This is a genomic window from Xenorhabdus thuongxuanensis (assembly GCF_001908095.1).
Classification (GTDB): domain Bacteria; phylum Pseudomonadota; class Gammaproteobacteria; order Enterobacterales; family Enterobacteriaceae; genus Xenorhabdus; species Xenorhabdus thuongxuanensis.
Window position 1 is genome coordinate 49,034 of record NZ_MKGR01000001.1, and the last position, 13,811, is coordinate 62,844.

Below are 13,811 nucleotides of genomic sequence, written 5' to 3' on the forward strand. Positions count from 1 at the left end.
GCCGCTGACAAAGCGGCTTTTATCTTCTTTACACGATCATCTCTTTAAGGCATGAAAAACGTTTGCGATTAATCCCGTAAGAACGGATTGGTTTTCCGTTCATGTCCTAATGTTGACATTGGACCATGACCAGGTATGAATTGATACTCGTCCCCCAATGGCAACACTTTTTCCTTAATAGATTGAATCAATTCATCATAATTTCCGCCCGGAAAGTCAGTACGACCAATACTGCCCTTAAACAACACATCTCCCATTGAAATAATTTTATCGGTGTGGTTGGTCAGGATAATATGCCCTGGTGTATGCCCCGGACAATGTAAAACGGATAGCTCGATACTACCAATTTTCAGTGTATCGCCCCCATCTAACCAACGATCTGGCGTAAAAGAGGGGCATGGTTCAACACCAAACATTTGACATTGAATTTCCAAACCCTCTATCCAAAATGCATCTCCCTTATGTGGCCCGTAAACAGGCACATCAAAATGCTTCGCGACTTCAACAGTAGCACCTACATGATCATAGTGACCATGTGTCAGCAAAATTTGGGTGAGTTTCAGCCCACGGCGCTCTATCTCAGAGATAAGTTGTTCGGCATTACCACCAGGATCAACAATCGCCGCTTCCTGAGTTTCTTCACACCAAATCAATGTGCAATTCTGCATCGCCATCGTAACGGGGATAATGTGGTATTTCATTATACTGTTTCACTCCACAATCAAGATTCATTGTTGGTAATAAGATTACCACGTCCTGACCGGGCCTGTATCAATATGAATAAAATTACTCTTTGGATAAAACCCTACCCCCCCTGCCCGCATTTTTAATGCCGCCTTACGAATATGTGCGAGCTGAACACCATCAATGTGGAAATCCATGGCTTGTCCACGGGTATGGTAACTATGTTTTGCCACGCCACCACTGGCATGGCGCAACATATTATTTGTCGCCAGGGAGCGATAACCAGAAATTAATTGGACAGGCTTATTTATTCCCATCATCATTTGCAATAAATAAATTTGATCAAATAATTTTGGATCAATAATTTTAACCTTATTTTGACGAAAATCGCGGAATAAATAATTCAAGCGAGCTAATTCTGATTTATTATACCGATAACCATCAAAAAATTCTGTTTTGAGTGTTTCTCCGGTATGCAGGTTATCAAAACGTAAAATTCGAGGACGAGGCGTTGCCAACGCAGACAAAGCCGATTGAGGTAATAAACTTAAACCCAATGCAGCCAGACTTATACCGAACCACTTTCGGCGATCGTGATCAATGTTATTCATGGATAATATGCCCTGCTATTCTTTAATGTATTAATACTGTCTAAATGAATTTATAACTCAACTTAATCGACTAATAAGACATCAAGAAATAAAAAATAGTTTCAAGTGTTTTTGTATTTTACTGTAAATTCACCGCTTTATTATTGTGATCTACTTAACATAATTAAAGTCATATTAAAACCGCAATCAATAACAAAACAGCTCATTAAAAACAAGTCATAATAAAAAACACTTTTAAAATAATGAGTAATAGAAGATAACAGAGAAGAAAACATTATTTCCTTCTCTGTTTACAATATAGATATCAACACCAATTTTATTTTTGGAAGAAATTATAAATCATTTCTGACTACCAAGATCTTGGAAAAAGACTCTGAATGCTGCCTTGCCTTCACATCATAATCATAGATATCATCTCGGTATTGTGGTTTCCCTCCCTCATCAACCCAAGCTGTTTGGTAATAGAGGAAGACAGGGATTTTTTGAGGAATATTAACATATTTTGTTGACCATGTTTTCAATGAACTATTAACTTTAGTTTTATCCCATCCTGCATCTCCCAACAGCATATTAGCCAATTCAGGTGCCTTATTGACACGTACGCAACCAGAACTAACAGCCCGCATTTCCCGGCCGAAAGAAGCCTGATTAGGTGTATCATGTAAATAAATAGCTTCTGAATTTGGCATATTGAATTTAAAACGCCCCAAAGAATTAGTTGGGCCCGGTGCTTGCTTAATACGATAGGGGAAATTGCTCGGTGTTATTACACTCCAATTAATTGATGAAGGATCGATAACTTTAGCATCATTGCTCCAACTGGAAAAAACCGTATAACCACGCGTACGAAAATAACCAGGGTCACGCATCGCCCTTGGTGCAATATCTTTTCTAGTCATGCTGGTTGGTACATTCCACGGAGGATTGATTACTACATTATTTAATTCACTACTCATGATAGGTGTTTTTCGGCTGGGCCGTCCAACAACCACTTTAGAACTCAATGCTTCTTTGCCATCTAAGTAATAAAAAAGTGAGTAATTAGGAATATTAACTAAAATACCTGTAGGAATATTTCCAGGGATAATCCGTAGTCGTTGAATATTCAATGCCATAATACGAGCACGGGTTTGTGGTGTTGTATTTAACCATACTTTAGTAGATTTGCCGATAACTCCATCGGCTGATAACCCATGTAAGGCTTGAAAACGTTTTACAGCCTCTGTTAATTCTTTACCATAAACCTTATTATCGGATTTAGCAGAAGATAAATCCAATATCCCTGAACGAGATAATATTTTCCTTAATGCAATAACACTCTCACTACTTTGTCCAGGTCTTAGAGCTCCTTGAAATGAAAATTCAGCCCATGGTTGTTGATCGGCCAATTGAGCCAGTATCTCCTTACGCATATTTTCATACATAGGATGATTCGGTGATAAACTCGTAATATAAGAAAAAATACTATTATTATTGATATGCTGTTGCCATGTATGAATTAAATGAGATGAAGGTAATTCAATCTTATAAGGAGATTTACTATATAACCATGAGCTCCCTTTTTTATCAACATTATTAATAAAATGGAGATAACCTAACATAGCATCAGATAAGATAATATCACGCCCCATTTTACTTAAATCAGGATTATGAAGCTGTATCAACCATTTTTCAAATTGAGGTTGGAAACCAGCCAGCGATATTTCAACTAATTGATCTTCAAACTGCTTAATGGCTTTTCCATCTGACCATAATGGTTGCATTTTATTGTTAACATATAAAATTGCCAATTGCTCAAGAAATATCGGTTTTATTTGTTGTGACAGCCAAATCTGTAACTGTTTTCGACTTTCATCAATAGAAATTACTGGAGAAATAGGAACTGCCTTATCAGATAAAAGAATAGAACCTGCTTTTTCTTGTTCTGCTGGTAATTGTTGCATACTACTCGATGACAGTCCGTTTTGTTGATTTGCAAAGATTCCCTCTGATACCGCTAATGTGCTACAGATAAAAGAAACTTTCAGTAACCTGACCGTGTTCTTCACCATAAGAGCCCACCTCACCTTATTATGTATGCAGCTATCCAATGACTTATTATAATTATCAACAGACCTATTTTATCAGAAAAGGATACTGATAATTATATACATAATTACTACTTAAGATAGGGAGCTTACTAAAGCAAATTTTCTCTTACCAGGAAAAATAAAATATTCTTCATAATAATTTAAATTATTATGGCTTAAAAAAAGGAAAAGGCACCTTTAGTGCCTTTAATCAGAGTATATTGTGTTGAATTTTAAGATTAATACTCAGAATTAATGACGACTTCTTCTCCAAAGCGACCCGCTTTAGGCAGGGGCTGATAAGACGAGTTTGATGCTCTCAGGATACGAATACCACGGATATTCAGTGCACGAGCGGCAGCAACATCAGTATCTGCATCGCCATAATAAATCTTCAAGTTGTGCTCTTTCATCCAACTGATTTTGTTATTTTCACCTGGTTCATCACCCGCAAAAATAACGGCATTCATTTTATCGGCTGGAATATGTAAGTCTTCCTGTAAGTATTTGGTCACCGCTTCTGTCTTAGTTTTTGTACGCGCTGTAATGAAATAAATATCATCACCCCGCTTTAAGTGCATCTGAACCAGTTCAATGCCGATCTTTTTTGGCATACTGAATTTATCCCATTCATTATTCATTTTTTCCCAAAATGCCGGGTTTTTCAGATAACTATTGTCATTAGGCGAATACTCCAATTTACCACGATAAAAACCTGGACTTGAAAACAGCACGGTATCATCAATATCAAAACCTACCGCCATTGCTGGTTGGTTTTGCAGACTTCGCTTGATCTGCTCTACAGATACCCAATGCACAGCATGGCGTTGAGCCAAATCTGCCACAGAAACACCTGAATCAACTTGCTCAGGCATAAACATTTTTGCTTGTGCCACGCTGTTCAAACCAAAAGCGAGCACAATTGCACTGAACATCAGTGTTGCTTTACGCATCGTCATTCCTTATCCATATTAGTAGTAACGGTACGAAATAGTAAACTTTATCATCACATCAAAACGAGACATACCGCACAAGGAAACAAATATCCAAATGGGTTCTATCTCAATTAAGAAAGGGACATAATATGCCCCTTTCTTAGAAAAAGATCATTCAATGATGAAGTTATTCTTGCAATATAGGCTGTGCCTGTGTTTGTGACCGCTCAGTCACCGGAATATCTTGCCCAAAACCACGCAGCCCAACAACATGTACATGTTCTTGGTTATTGAAAATCTTACGTACCAGTTTATAAGTTGTCCCTTTTTCGGGGCTGATATTTTCCGGCGCAGCGATAATTAACTGCATATGTAAGCGTTCACATAACTCAAACAGCGTTGCAATGGATTTCGCGTCTAATCGGGCAGCTTCATCAAGGAACAGCAGTCGACATGGGGAAATATCTTTACCACGCAGACGACGTGATTCCTCCTCCCAACTCTGTACGACCATAACCAGAATAGACATCCCCGTACCAATCGCTTCCCCGGTAGAAAGTGCTCCGCTTTCCGCTTTCAGCCAACCATCCGAACCTCGGTTGACTTCAACTTCCAACTCAAGGTAATTGCGGTAATCCAACAACTCTTCACCAATGGTCTGGGGTAGACGTTGCCCTATATCGATTTGTGGGTTCAAACGCTGATAAAGCTTCGCTATCGCTTCTGAGAAGGTCAGTCGCTGGCTGTTGAACAGATCCTGATGCTGTTCCTGCTGTTCAGAAAGTACATCTAACAAGAGGGAATGACTTTCACGCACATTCACATTCAGGCGCACACCGCCAACCTGCCCAAAAGAAACTGCCTGTAACCCCTGGTTCAGCATACGAATACGGTTCTGTTCACGTTGAATGGTTTTGCGAATGATATTTGCCACACTTTTGGAACTGATCGCCAGTTTCTGCTCACGGGCGGTTAATTCTTCCGTCAAGCGCGCCAGTTCAATTTCCATCTGTTCAATGGCATCGACCGGATCATCCGTACGAATAATATCCTGCCGGATACGTTCACGCAGATGCTGGTAAACCGCCACGAAAAATTGGATCTTACGTTCAGGACGCTTCGGATCTTCGGATAAACGCAACGCATCGCGCAGGTGTTCATTATCGGCCACAGCCAGACGCAATGCCCCCAGTGCCTTATCCGACATTGAACGCAGTTCATCACCATCCATATAAGCCAGTTCGCGGCGATGTAAGCGACGTTCAACGCCATTGTCTTTCACCATACGCATAACTGCACACCAGCCTGCCTTAGAAGAGACTACTTGTTCACGTTTCTGATAATAATCACGTTCAGATTTACGCAGTTTCTTCTGGAGGTTTTCCATTTCTGCCTCACAGAACGCGATCTGTTTCTCAAGCTGATTAATGCGGGAACGGTTAGCATTCACAGCAGCGTGAAGCTGATCACGACGTTCACGCGCACGGCCTTCGGCGTTGGCATCTGCCTGGACACCAATATCTTTCAGCTCCTGCTCAAGTTCTTTCAACATATCTTGCTTAGTGTCATAAGAACTTTTCAGTGATGCCAATACTTGATTGAATTGTGCACATTGTGCTTGCTGCTGACGCAATTGTTCACGCGCACGGCTACGATCAGATTCTGCGTGTTCAAGGCGTTGGCGTAGTTTGTCGTTCAGGTCGGTATTTTCGTTAAGCATACCGGCAGAATCGCTATAGCTGAAATGCGCACGACGTTGCACAACTTCCGTCAAGGCAAAGACTTGTTGTTTAGCCTGATTCTGGCTGTGTTTTGCGGCCTCATAACCCTTCTGCAACTGCTCATGTTGCTGTGGATCACTTTGCAAGACCGAGACCAATGGTTCAAGTTTAGCCAAAGCATTACCGTGTTGTTGCAGGAAACGCGCAGCTTCCAGAGCCTCACTCATTTCTTCACGGACTGTTTCCACGCGATCAAGCAAGGTTTCATCCAACAAAATCGTTATTTGTGGAATCAGACGATTCAATACTGACAGGCTCTCTTTCACCTGAACAAATTTCTGCTGATGCTGTTGAGCCTGGGTTTCAAATTGAGATAACTCACGCTCCAATTCGGTACGACGCTGACTCAGGCGACGAATTTCCGCTTCTGGATCATCATCAAACGCAACAGAAAGGTGTTTCCCCACAAAACGGCTGAAAGCCTGATGCGCACGCTGAACTTTCTGCACATCAAACGAAAGTGTCGCGTAACGCTCTGCCAGCGTATCACGCTCAAGATTGAGTGCTTCCAGACGACTTTCTCTTGCTGCCCGTCCAAATAGCGGAACTTCAGGATAACGGGAATAACGCCATTGGCGATCGGATGATTTCACCAGAACTGCGTTTTTCTGCTCTTCAAAATCGAATACACTGTCGTCAAAAGACTGTGGATCTCCCTCAATTAAATAGAGATCTTCTGGGCAATCTTCCAATGCTTCCAGATATGGACGAACCAGTGAAAGATCAGGCACGACAATTGCGTGACGCGCAGGGCCATACAGTGCAGAGAAATAAGGTGCGTCATCAATGGTAATGTCGTCATAAATTTCAGACAACAAAACACCACCAAAACGCTCTGCCAATGCAAGCAATCGGCTATCTTCGGCACCACTTGGTTGGTTCAGACGTTCAATCTGTTTTTCCAGTTCACGTTTCTGTGCAGCAATATCATCACGCTCAACCGTAATTTCGCGCTCTTGTTCAAGCAATTTCTGCATATATTCAGTCACATCGTGACTATTTTCGAATGTTTCATTGCATTGTTCACTAAGCTGATCCAAGGCTTCCTGTGCCGCCAACCACACTGGTGCCCGTGCTGTCAGCCCTTGAATCTTTTGCTTGAGCTGTTCAAACTCCTGACGTATTTGAATACGACGTTCACCGCTTTCGTTGGCACCCAGACTCAATTCTTCCAACTGAGCTTCCAGTTCACCCCGTAACGCATCCAAGTCTTCTGCCTGATATTGCTGGTTATGACGCTTGCAAAACTCTTCCAGCAAACGTTCTGCATTCTGCTGACTGTTCAAACGTTGTTCTAGCTCAGCCAACTGGATACGCAAAGGTTGGACGCGCTCAGCCAGATGACGCAGGGATGACCATTCACGCAATGCTTCACGAGCGGCTTGCCACGCTTCACTACGGCTTACTTCACCAACAATACTTTTTACCAGTTGGTAAGCCTGCTCAAACTGACTATGCGCTGCGTCAGCGACGCTCAATTTCTGTTCCAGTGCCAGCAACGCCTCTGTCGCTTGTTGCGCTTTGGCCTGATAGGTTTCCTGCCATTCGTCGGCGTTTTCTATCGACAGATCTGGAAGCTGACAAAGTTCACGGGCACGCTCTAACGCTTGCAATGCTTGCTGATATTGAATAGCGCGAGTTTGTTGTACATCCAAAGCTTGTTGATAGTCAGCAAGCTGGCTTTTCAGCTCATCAACTTCTTGTTCTGCTGCTTCAGATGTAGCTTCATATTCCATCTGAAGATCTTTAGCCTCTTCGACAACTTCACCCTGTTCTTCCAGTCGGTAGGTCAGCTCTTCAATATCCGATTGGTAGCGATCGATTTTTTCCTGCTGACGCATCGCCGTTTGAACCAGATTCAGGTGATCACTGGCAGCCTGATAATCCATTTCTAAATCAGAAGATGCACCGCTTTGTTCTGTCAGTTCCCTCGCCATTTCAACATGACGATATTGTTCTGTGACCAATTGGCGGCGGCTGCCAAATAATTCACTGCGCAAAGCCAATGCTTCATCCAGATGAACGCGGCGTTCATTAGCATGACGCATATAGTCAGCAGACACATAGGCTGTAGCTTCTGTGATAAGGTGCTTGAAAAGATCACGGTCGGATTGGGTAACACGAATAGCTTCCAGCGTAATACGGTTCTCACGCAATGCGGCTTCCATATCCTGAAATGCTTTTCTGACGCCGCTGTTTTCCGGCAGTAAATAATCACGCAATGAGCGGGTAATCGCACTGGAAATTCCGCCATATAATGATGCTTCTATCAGGCGATAAAACTTGCTGCGGTCACTCGCTGAACGCAAACGTTTTGGGATCACGCCCAAATCAAACATCAGAGCATGGTAATCGGTAATCGAGTTAAATTGTTTGAACTGAACACCTTCCATCTCATCAAGGCGTTCCTTTAGTTCATTTAACGGCAGAACCCGTGCCTGACGTTCGTTGATATTGTCAGTCAATAATTGCGTTGGCTGAATCGACGCAGGAACTCCCTGAATCATAAATGGTTTAATATCAACTTTTCGATCACGTCCTGCCACTTGTTGTAAGCGGACTCCGGTGATAATCCGCTGATGGCGTGAATTAACAACATCCAGCGTGGAATAGCAAACACCTGCCCGTAACTTACCGTGCAACCCTTTATCACGTGAACCCGAGGTTGCACCCGCTTCTGTCGTATTACGGAAATGGAGCAGTGTTAAATCAGGGATCAATGCGGTCACAAACGCTGCCATCGTGGTTGATTTACCTGCACCATTACCGCCGGATAAGGTCGTCACAAGTTCGTCAAGATCAAACGTTCTGGCAAAAAAACCGTTCCAATTAACTAACGTCAGTGAGCGAAATTTACCGCGTTCAATCATGACTGCTCATCCTCCGCACCTTCTGCTGAATGCCCTGATGCTTCTTCATGTTCATTATCTTCCTGCGATGTTTCCCCTTCTACTGGCATGGCTTCACCATCACGGATCATCCGTAATTGTGCCTCGCGTGGGTCATCACCGCTGCGTACATCTGCACCAAAGCGAAATACCGCTTCGGTAATCGTAAATCTATTGCTGTCGTTTTGCAGGAAATAAACCATACCCAGACGGCGTAAGCGGTTTAAGGCAGTGCGCGCTTTTTCCTGCAATTTCTGTTTGTCCAGATCTGAACCTGTCGAACGTTGGTTCACTAATTTCACTAGCTTATTTTCATCTGCCAGTGACAATAATTCTTCGTACAATTCCTGAAAAGTGAATATTCCCTGGTTGGACAAGCGCTCAGGGCTAAGGTAGAGGTAGCACAAGATCTTACCTACCATCATATCCAATTCAGACAGCACAGATCGCGGGATCAGCGTCGTTGAGCGGGGACGCAGGTAGAAAAAACCTTCTGGTGCACGGATTAACTCGACGTTATAACGCGCATAAAACGTTTCCAACTCTTCCTGAAAGTCCATCAAAAAAGCATGATTATCAAGATCATCCAGACTGATATGACGCCCTGATCGCAGTTGGCTGTCTAATTCAGGGAAAAGTGTATTGGATAATGCCTGAGCCAGTTTCACTGGCATAAATTGTTCAATATGTGTCGATGACATGTGCCTGTACCTTGGCTCCGAAATCATTAATCGCTAACCATTCCGCTGGCAAACCAGAGAAATCCGCTTCTGCGACGCCCAACCTTACTGCTTGATCCACCAAGATACGTGCCACATCAAAATGGCGTTTATGTGGATACTGGGCAAGGTAATCACGCAGTACAGCCCCCAAATCCAGAGGAAGTTTTGCCTGTTGGTAAACTGCCAGCGCCTGCTCTATCATTTCAGCTAATTGCTCATTGATTTCACTAAACTCTTCGTATTCCATTTCTGGCGGTAATTCTCCCATTACCTCTTCATTGCGTAGAGTTAGCGCTTCGTCACGCATATCCAGAAAACGTTCTGCATTAGCGACAGTCAGAGCCCACGGGCTGTCAAAATGGTGTTGAATGGATTGACGAAGACGCTGGGCAAAAATGCGGTTTTTATCCATATCAATGGCGGTTCGGATAAATTTGTGAACGTGGCGGTCATAACCTATCCACAAATCAATGGTTTGCTGCCCCCAACTAATAATGCGATCCAGTTTGCTTTGCAAGTCAAAAACCAGTTTATCCACCAGCTCAGAACCGCTGCTGTCCATATTCGCGGCCTGGATGCGTAATAGATTAGCCTGCAATTTATCGCCCGCAGCTTCCAACGTATCCTGAAGTTCCCGCAGTGTGCCGGAGGTTTCAGACAGCAATTGTTCGCAATTAGCGATAGCAGCCTGCCAATCCTGATTAAGTAGTGCGGCGATATCGGTTTTTACGCTGTTTTGCTGTTCATCCATCAAGCGCTGGGACATATCGATGCTGTCAAAAATTTCAGCTACAGAATATTTGAGAGGAGCAAAAACATTGCGGTGCCAATGTAATTCATCACCCCCTTCTTCGGCTGCCTCTGCCGCTCGGTGCAATTCGTTAGCAACGATGGATAACTGCATAGAAAGACGCAACGTGGAGAATTCACGCTGGCGAATGTAATAATCACTGATGCCAATTCCCAGTGGAGTCAGGCGATAAATGGCATTGCCATCCGCCAATTCACTGGTAAAACGGTTAAGTAACTTCTGGCGAACCATATCATTAATAGCATTATTCGCCCTGACAGATACCGCTTCCGAAGTCTGCTCAAAACCTTTACATACTTCACGAAAGGCATCCACCAGCTCCCCTTCACTCATTTCACCGTCAAGCCGTTCACTGTTCAATACGGCAATAGCCAACAAAAAAGCCAACCGTTCTGGTGGCAACGAAATTGAAAAATCATTTTTTCTGGCCCAGGACACAAGTTCAGGAACCGTCTGGGAATATTCACTCATAATTCGCTCTTTAAGGTAGGCTTGCGCGCCATCACATGAATATAACGTCCCAGGCTAATATAGGGCTCCTGCCTGCAATAACGCTGTTCAAGTTCAAGCAACGCTGGAAAATCTGTGTCTTGTAATTGACGACTTTGCAGGTAATCGTGAAAAACTCTCACGCCCGTTTTACCTGTTATTTCCATCTTAAGTTCAGTTAGCCATTGATATACCTGTTCCGGTATTAATGGGTTTTGTGGCGATAGAGAACGTTTTCGACGACGCTGGATATTAGGTGTCGCCAAATGAAAATTACCCAAGATAGCGTTACGCATGACCAGCCCATTAGCATTATAAAACATTAATGAAAGTGCACCACCGGGCGTTATTATCTTTTCCAATGTTTCTATTGCCTCTTTTTGGTCGGTGATCCACTCCAATACAGCATGAAATAAAATCAGATCAACGGGCTGTTCAATATGCTGGTGAATTTCCTGTACCGGGCTTTGGATAAATTGCATCTGATCGAGAACACCCCGCTCTTCGGCGTTATGTTCCGCTCTCTGGATCATCTCTTTTGATAAATCACAAAGTATGACCTGATGTCCCAATTCAGCTAATTGGCAGGCCATATTACCTTCACCTCCCCCCGCATCCAAAATGCGCAAAGGACGTTGAGGCAAATGATTCAGCAATTCGTTAATATCCTGCCAGACAACGGCCTGCCTGATTTTACCTTTGGTTGTGCCGTAAATATTACGCGAAAATTTGTCTGCAATATCATCGAAATTGCGATCCCGCATGAAAAACCGCCCCATTTATAAGCTAAGTTTAATTTATCTATTGAGTAGTTATGCTATCTACCGCTATTTTTACTACTATTATTTTGGCACAATAACCGTTTAATTAACTACTTTTAGCCTTAAATTCGCCATTGCGCGATTGCAATTTAACCAACCCAAGGCCAATCAATGTTATTTTTGCTAAAAAAATATATCGGCTCGCTATTAATGCCCTTACCGCTGATTATTATCGTCTCTTTTGCAGCCCTGCTATTACTATGGTTCACCCGCTGGCAAAAAACAGGAAAAACCATTTTATCACTCAGTTGGTTGGCATTACTTTTATTTAGTTTACAGCCCATCGCGGATAAACTCTTACTCCCTGTCGAGGGAAAATATGTTCAGCGCTATGAACCAGGCACAACACCTATCACTCCCGTAAAATATATTGTGGTTCTTGGGGGAGGTTTTACTTATAACCCCCAATGGGCTCCCAGCGCCAACCTTATCAATAATAGCTTGCCCAGAGTGACGGAGGGGATTCGGTTATATCATCTCAATCCTGGTGCTAAAATGATTTTTACTGGCGGTAAAGGCGTAAATGCCATTAGTAGTGCCGAAATTGCTGCTATGGTAGCACAATCTATGGGAATTCCTGTAGAAGACACCATAGCATTAAAAAAACCCTTGGATACAGAAGAAGAAGCTGCTGAAGTTGAAAGAGTCATCGGGCAACAACCTTTCATTCTAGTTACTTCTGCCAGTCATATGGAAAGATCTCTCAAGTTTTTTGCACAACGAGGTCTGCATCCAATTGCAGGCCCTGCCAATCAGTTGGCTGTCACAACGCCTTTATATTCGTGGGAAAAATATCTTCCTTCTTCCTACTATCTATCACACACTGAGCGTGCCTGGTATGAGACATTAGGGCGCATCTGGCAGGCTATTAAACCTGTAAGTCAGGATATGCGCATTGAAAACTCAGAGGATTTTCAGAAAAAAGCTAATGAGAAATAACATCAGCATTGGAAATGAAACGTAAGAAAAGAGAATGCGGTATTAACGTTACCGCATTCTCTTTTAAATCATACCCAATTGATCGCCATATTAGACAAGAAAATCAGAGCGTAGCAAAAACTTTTCTGACAGCTTCCAGATCTTCTGGTGTATCAACACCTGCACCAGGCGCTTGCAGTGCTTTTGCAACATGAATTTTTTCACCGTACCAAAGCACCCTTAATTGTTCGAGCATTTCGATACTTTCCAATGGACTCGGTTCCCACTGAATATAGCGTCGAATAAACCCTGCCCGATACGCATAAATTCCAATATGACGCAAGAAGTGGTCTCCAATACTCTCTGTTGATTGCATAAAACGATCACGTTCCCACGGGATAGTCGCGCGAGAAAAATAGAGAGCATAACCTTGCGAATTCATTACAACTTTGACAGCATTAGGATTAAATGCCTCTTCCGCATCTTGGATCTGCACGGCAAGCGTTGCCATCCCTGCATTACTGCTAGCCAAATTATCAGCCACCTGCTTGATGATCTGTTCTGGAATAAGGGGTTCATCACCCTGAACATTCACAATAATGTCATCATCAGCAAATTGGTATTTATCGATAACCTCAGCCAAACGCTCTGTACCTGAATGGTGACTTTCGCGTGTCATGCAAGCCTCACCGCCTGCGGCAGTCACTGCATCAAAAACTTCTTGATTATCTGTCGCCACAATAACCCGATCAGCACCAGAACGGGCAGCCCGTTCCATCACACGCACAACCATTGGCTTACCATGAATATCAGCCAATGGTTTTCCAGGTAAACGGGTTGAGGAAAAACGTGCCGGAATGATAACGGTAAACATGAATTATTGATTTTCCTCTGTAGGCAAGGCACGTGCTTCATTCTCTAACAACACAGGGATGCCATCACGGAAGGGAAAAGCGAGACGATCAAACTTGCAAATCAGTTCAAAGTTTTCTTTATCATAACTGAGCTTGCCGTGACATAGCGGACAAGCAATGATTTCGAGTAAACGGTGATCCATATATCCCCCAAGTAACGGGTCCTAA

The 13,811-nt window shown here is 43.0% G+C and carries 11 protein-coding genes; 1 reads left to right on the forward strand and 10 read right to left on the reverse strand.

The window, feature by feature from the left end:
* Positions 1-68: 68 nt before the first annotated feature.
* From Xentx_RS00270 to cmoM, 8 genes are all read right to left on the reverse strand, one after another.
* A complete protein-coding gene (locus Xentx_RS00270) occupies positions 69-701 on the reverse strand; it encodes an MBL fold metallo-hydrolase (protein WP_074018274.1) in 633 nt (210 codons plus the stop codon).
* Positions 702-746: 45 nt separating this feature from the next.
* A complete protein-coding gene (gene mepK, locus Xentx_RS00275; protein ID WP_074018275.1) occupies positions 747-1,295 on the reverse strand; it encodes a peptidoglycan L,D-endopeptidase MepK in 549 nt (182 codons plus the stop codon).
* A 332-nt stretch (positions 1,296-1,627) separates the two neighbouring features.
* Complete coding sequence (gene ldtD, locus Xentx_RS00280) at positions 1,628-3,346, reverse strand: L,D-transpeptidase (RefSeq protein WP_074018276.1); 1,719 nt, start codon at positions 3,344-3,346, stop codon at positions 1,628-1,630.
* A 257-nt stretch (positions 3,347-3,603) separates the two neighbouring features.
* A complete protein-coding gene (gene aphA, locus Xentx_RS00285) occupies positions 3,604-4,317 on the reverse strand; it encodes an acid phosphatase AphA (protein WP_074018277.1) in 714 nt (237 codons plus the stop codon).
* Positions 4,318-4,486: 169 nt separating this feature from the next.
* On the reverse strand, positions 4,487-8,950 hold the full coding sequence (mukB, locus tag Xentx_RS00290; protein ID WP_074018278.1) for a chromosome partition protein MukB: 4,464 nt from the start codon (positions 8,948-8,950) through the stop codon (positions 4,487-4,489).
* Complete coding sequence (mukE, locus tag Xentx_RS00295) at positions 8,947-9,669, reverse strand: chromosome partition protein MukE (RefSeq protein WP_074018279.1); 723 nt, start codon at positions 9,667-9,669, stop codon at positions 8,947-8,949. Before mukE ends, mukB begins: the two co-directional genes overlap by 4 nt.
* Positions 9,650-10,972: a chromosome partition protein MukF gene (gene mukF / locus Xentx_RS00300; RefSeq protein WP_074018280.1), complete on the reverse strand. Its 1,323-nt coding sequence runs from the start codon at positions 10,970-10,972 to the stop codon at positions 9,650-9,652. Before mukF ends, mukE begins: the two co-directional genes overlap by 20 nt.
* On the reverse strand, positions 10,969-11,754 hold the full coding sequence (cmoM, locus tag Xentx_RS00305; RefSeq protein ID WP_074018281.1) for a tRNA uridine 5-oxyacetic acid(34) methyltransferase CmoM: 786 nt from the start codon (positions 11,752-11,754) through the stop codon (positions 10,969-10,971). The genes mukF and cmoM overlap by 4 nt, the downstream gene beginning before the upstream one ends.
* Before the next feature lie 168 nt (positions 11,755-11,922).
* On the opposite strand from cmoM, the gene elyC reads away from it, so the two are divergent.
* Positions 11,923-12,750, forward strand: coding sequence for an envelope biogenesis factor ElyC (gene elyC / locus Xentx_RS00310; RefSeq protein ID WP_074018282.1), 828 nt, complete (start codon positions 11,923-11,925; stop codon positions 12,748-12,750).
* 103 nt (positions 12,751-12,853) lie between these two features.
* Here elyC and kdsB read toward each other — a convergent pair whose 3' ends face one another.
* Both kdsB and Xentx_RS00320 read right to left on the reverse strand, forming a co-directional pair.
* The gene (kdsB, locus tag Xentx_RS00315; RefSeq protein WP_074018283.1) at positions 12,854-13,603 is read right to left on the reverse strand and encodes a 3-deoxy-manno-octulosonate cytidylyltransferase; all 750 of its coding nucleotides are present in this window, start codon (positions 13,601-13,603) and stop codon (positions 12,854-12,856) included.
* A 3-nt stretch (positions 13,604-13,606) separates the two neighbouring features.
* The gene (locus tag Xentx_RS00320; protein WP_074018284.1) at positions 13,607-13,786 is read right to left on the reverse strand and encodes a Trm112 family protein; all 180 of its coding nucleotides are present in this window, start codon (positions 13,784-13,786) and stop codon (positions 13,607-13,609) included.
* Positions 13,787-13,811 lie beyond the last annotated feature (25 nt).

What these genes read in the sequence shown, in the direction of transcription:
- Xentx_RS00270 (WP_074018274.1), bottom strand. Translation starts at nt 701, where the DNA reads ATGAAATACCACATTATCCCCGTTACGATGGCGATGCAGAATTGCACA.
- mepK (WP_074018275.1), bottom strand. Translation starts at nt 1,295, where the DNA reads ATGAATAACATTGATCACGATCGCCGAAAGTGGTTCGGTATAAGTCTG.
- ldtD (WP_074018276.1), bottom strand. Translation starts at nt 3,346, where the DNA reads ATGGTGAAGAACACGGTCAGGTTACTGAAAGTTTCTTTTATCTGTAGC.
- aphA (WP_074018277.1), bottom strand. Translation starts at nt 4,317, where the DNA reads ATGCGTAAAGCAACACTGATGTTCAGTGCAATTGTGCTCGCTTTTGGT.
- mukB (WP_074018278.1), bottom strand. Translation starts at nt 8,950, where the DNA reads ATGATTGAACGCGGTAAATTTCGCTCACTGACGTTAGTTAATTGGAAC.
- mukE (WP_074018279.1), bottom strand. Translation starts at nt 9,669, where the DNA reads ATGTCATCGACACATATTGAACAATTTATGCCAGTGAAACTGGCTCAG.
- mukF (WP_074018280.1), bottom strand. Translation starts at nt 10,972, where the DNA reads ATGAGTGAATATTCCCAGACGGTTCCTGAACTTGTGTCCTGGGCCAGA.
- cmoM (WP_074018281.1), bottom strand. Translation starts at nt 11,754, where the DNA reads ATGCGGGATCGCAATTTCGATGATATTGCAGACAAATTTTCGCGTAAT.
- elyC (WP_074018282.1), top strand. Translation starts at nt 11,923, where the DNA reads ATGTTATTTTTGCTAAAAAAATATATCGGCTCGCTATTAATGCCCTTA.
- kdsB (WP_074018283.1), bottom strand. Translation starts at nt 13,603, where the DNA reads ATGTTTACCGTTATCATTCCGGCACGTTTTTCCTCAACCCGTTTACCT.
- Xentx_RS00320 (WP_074018284.1), bottom strand. Translation starts at nt 13,786, where the DNA reads ATGGATCACCGTTTACTCGAAATCATTGCTTGTCCGCTATGTCACGGC.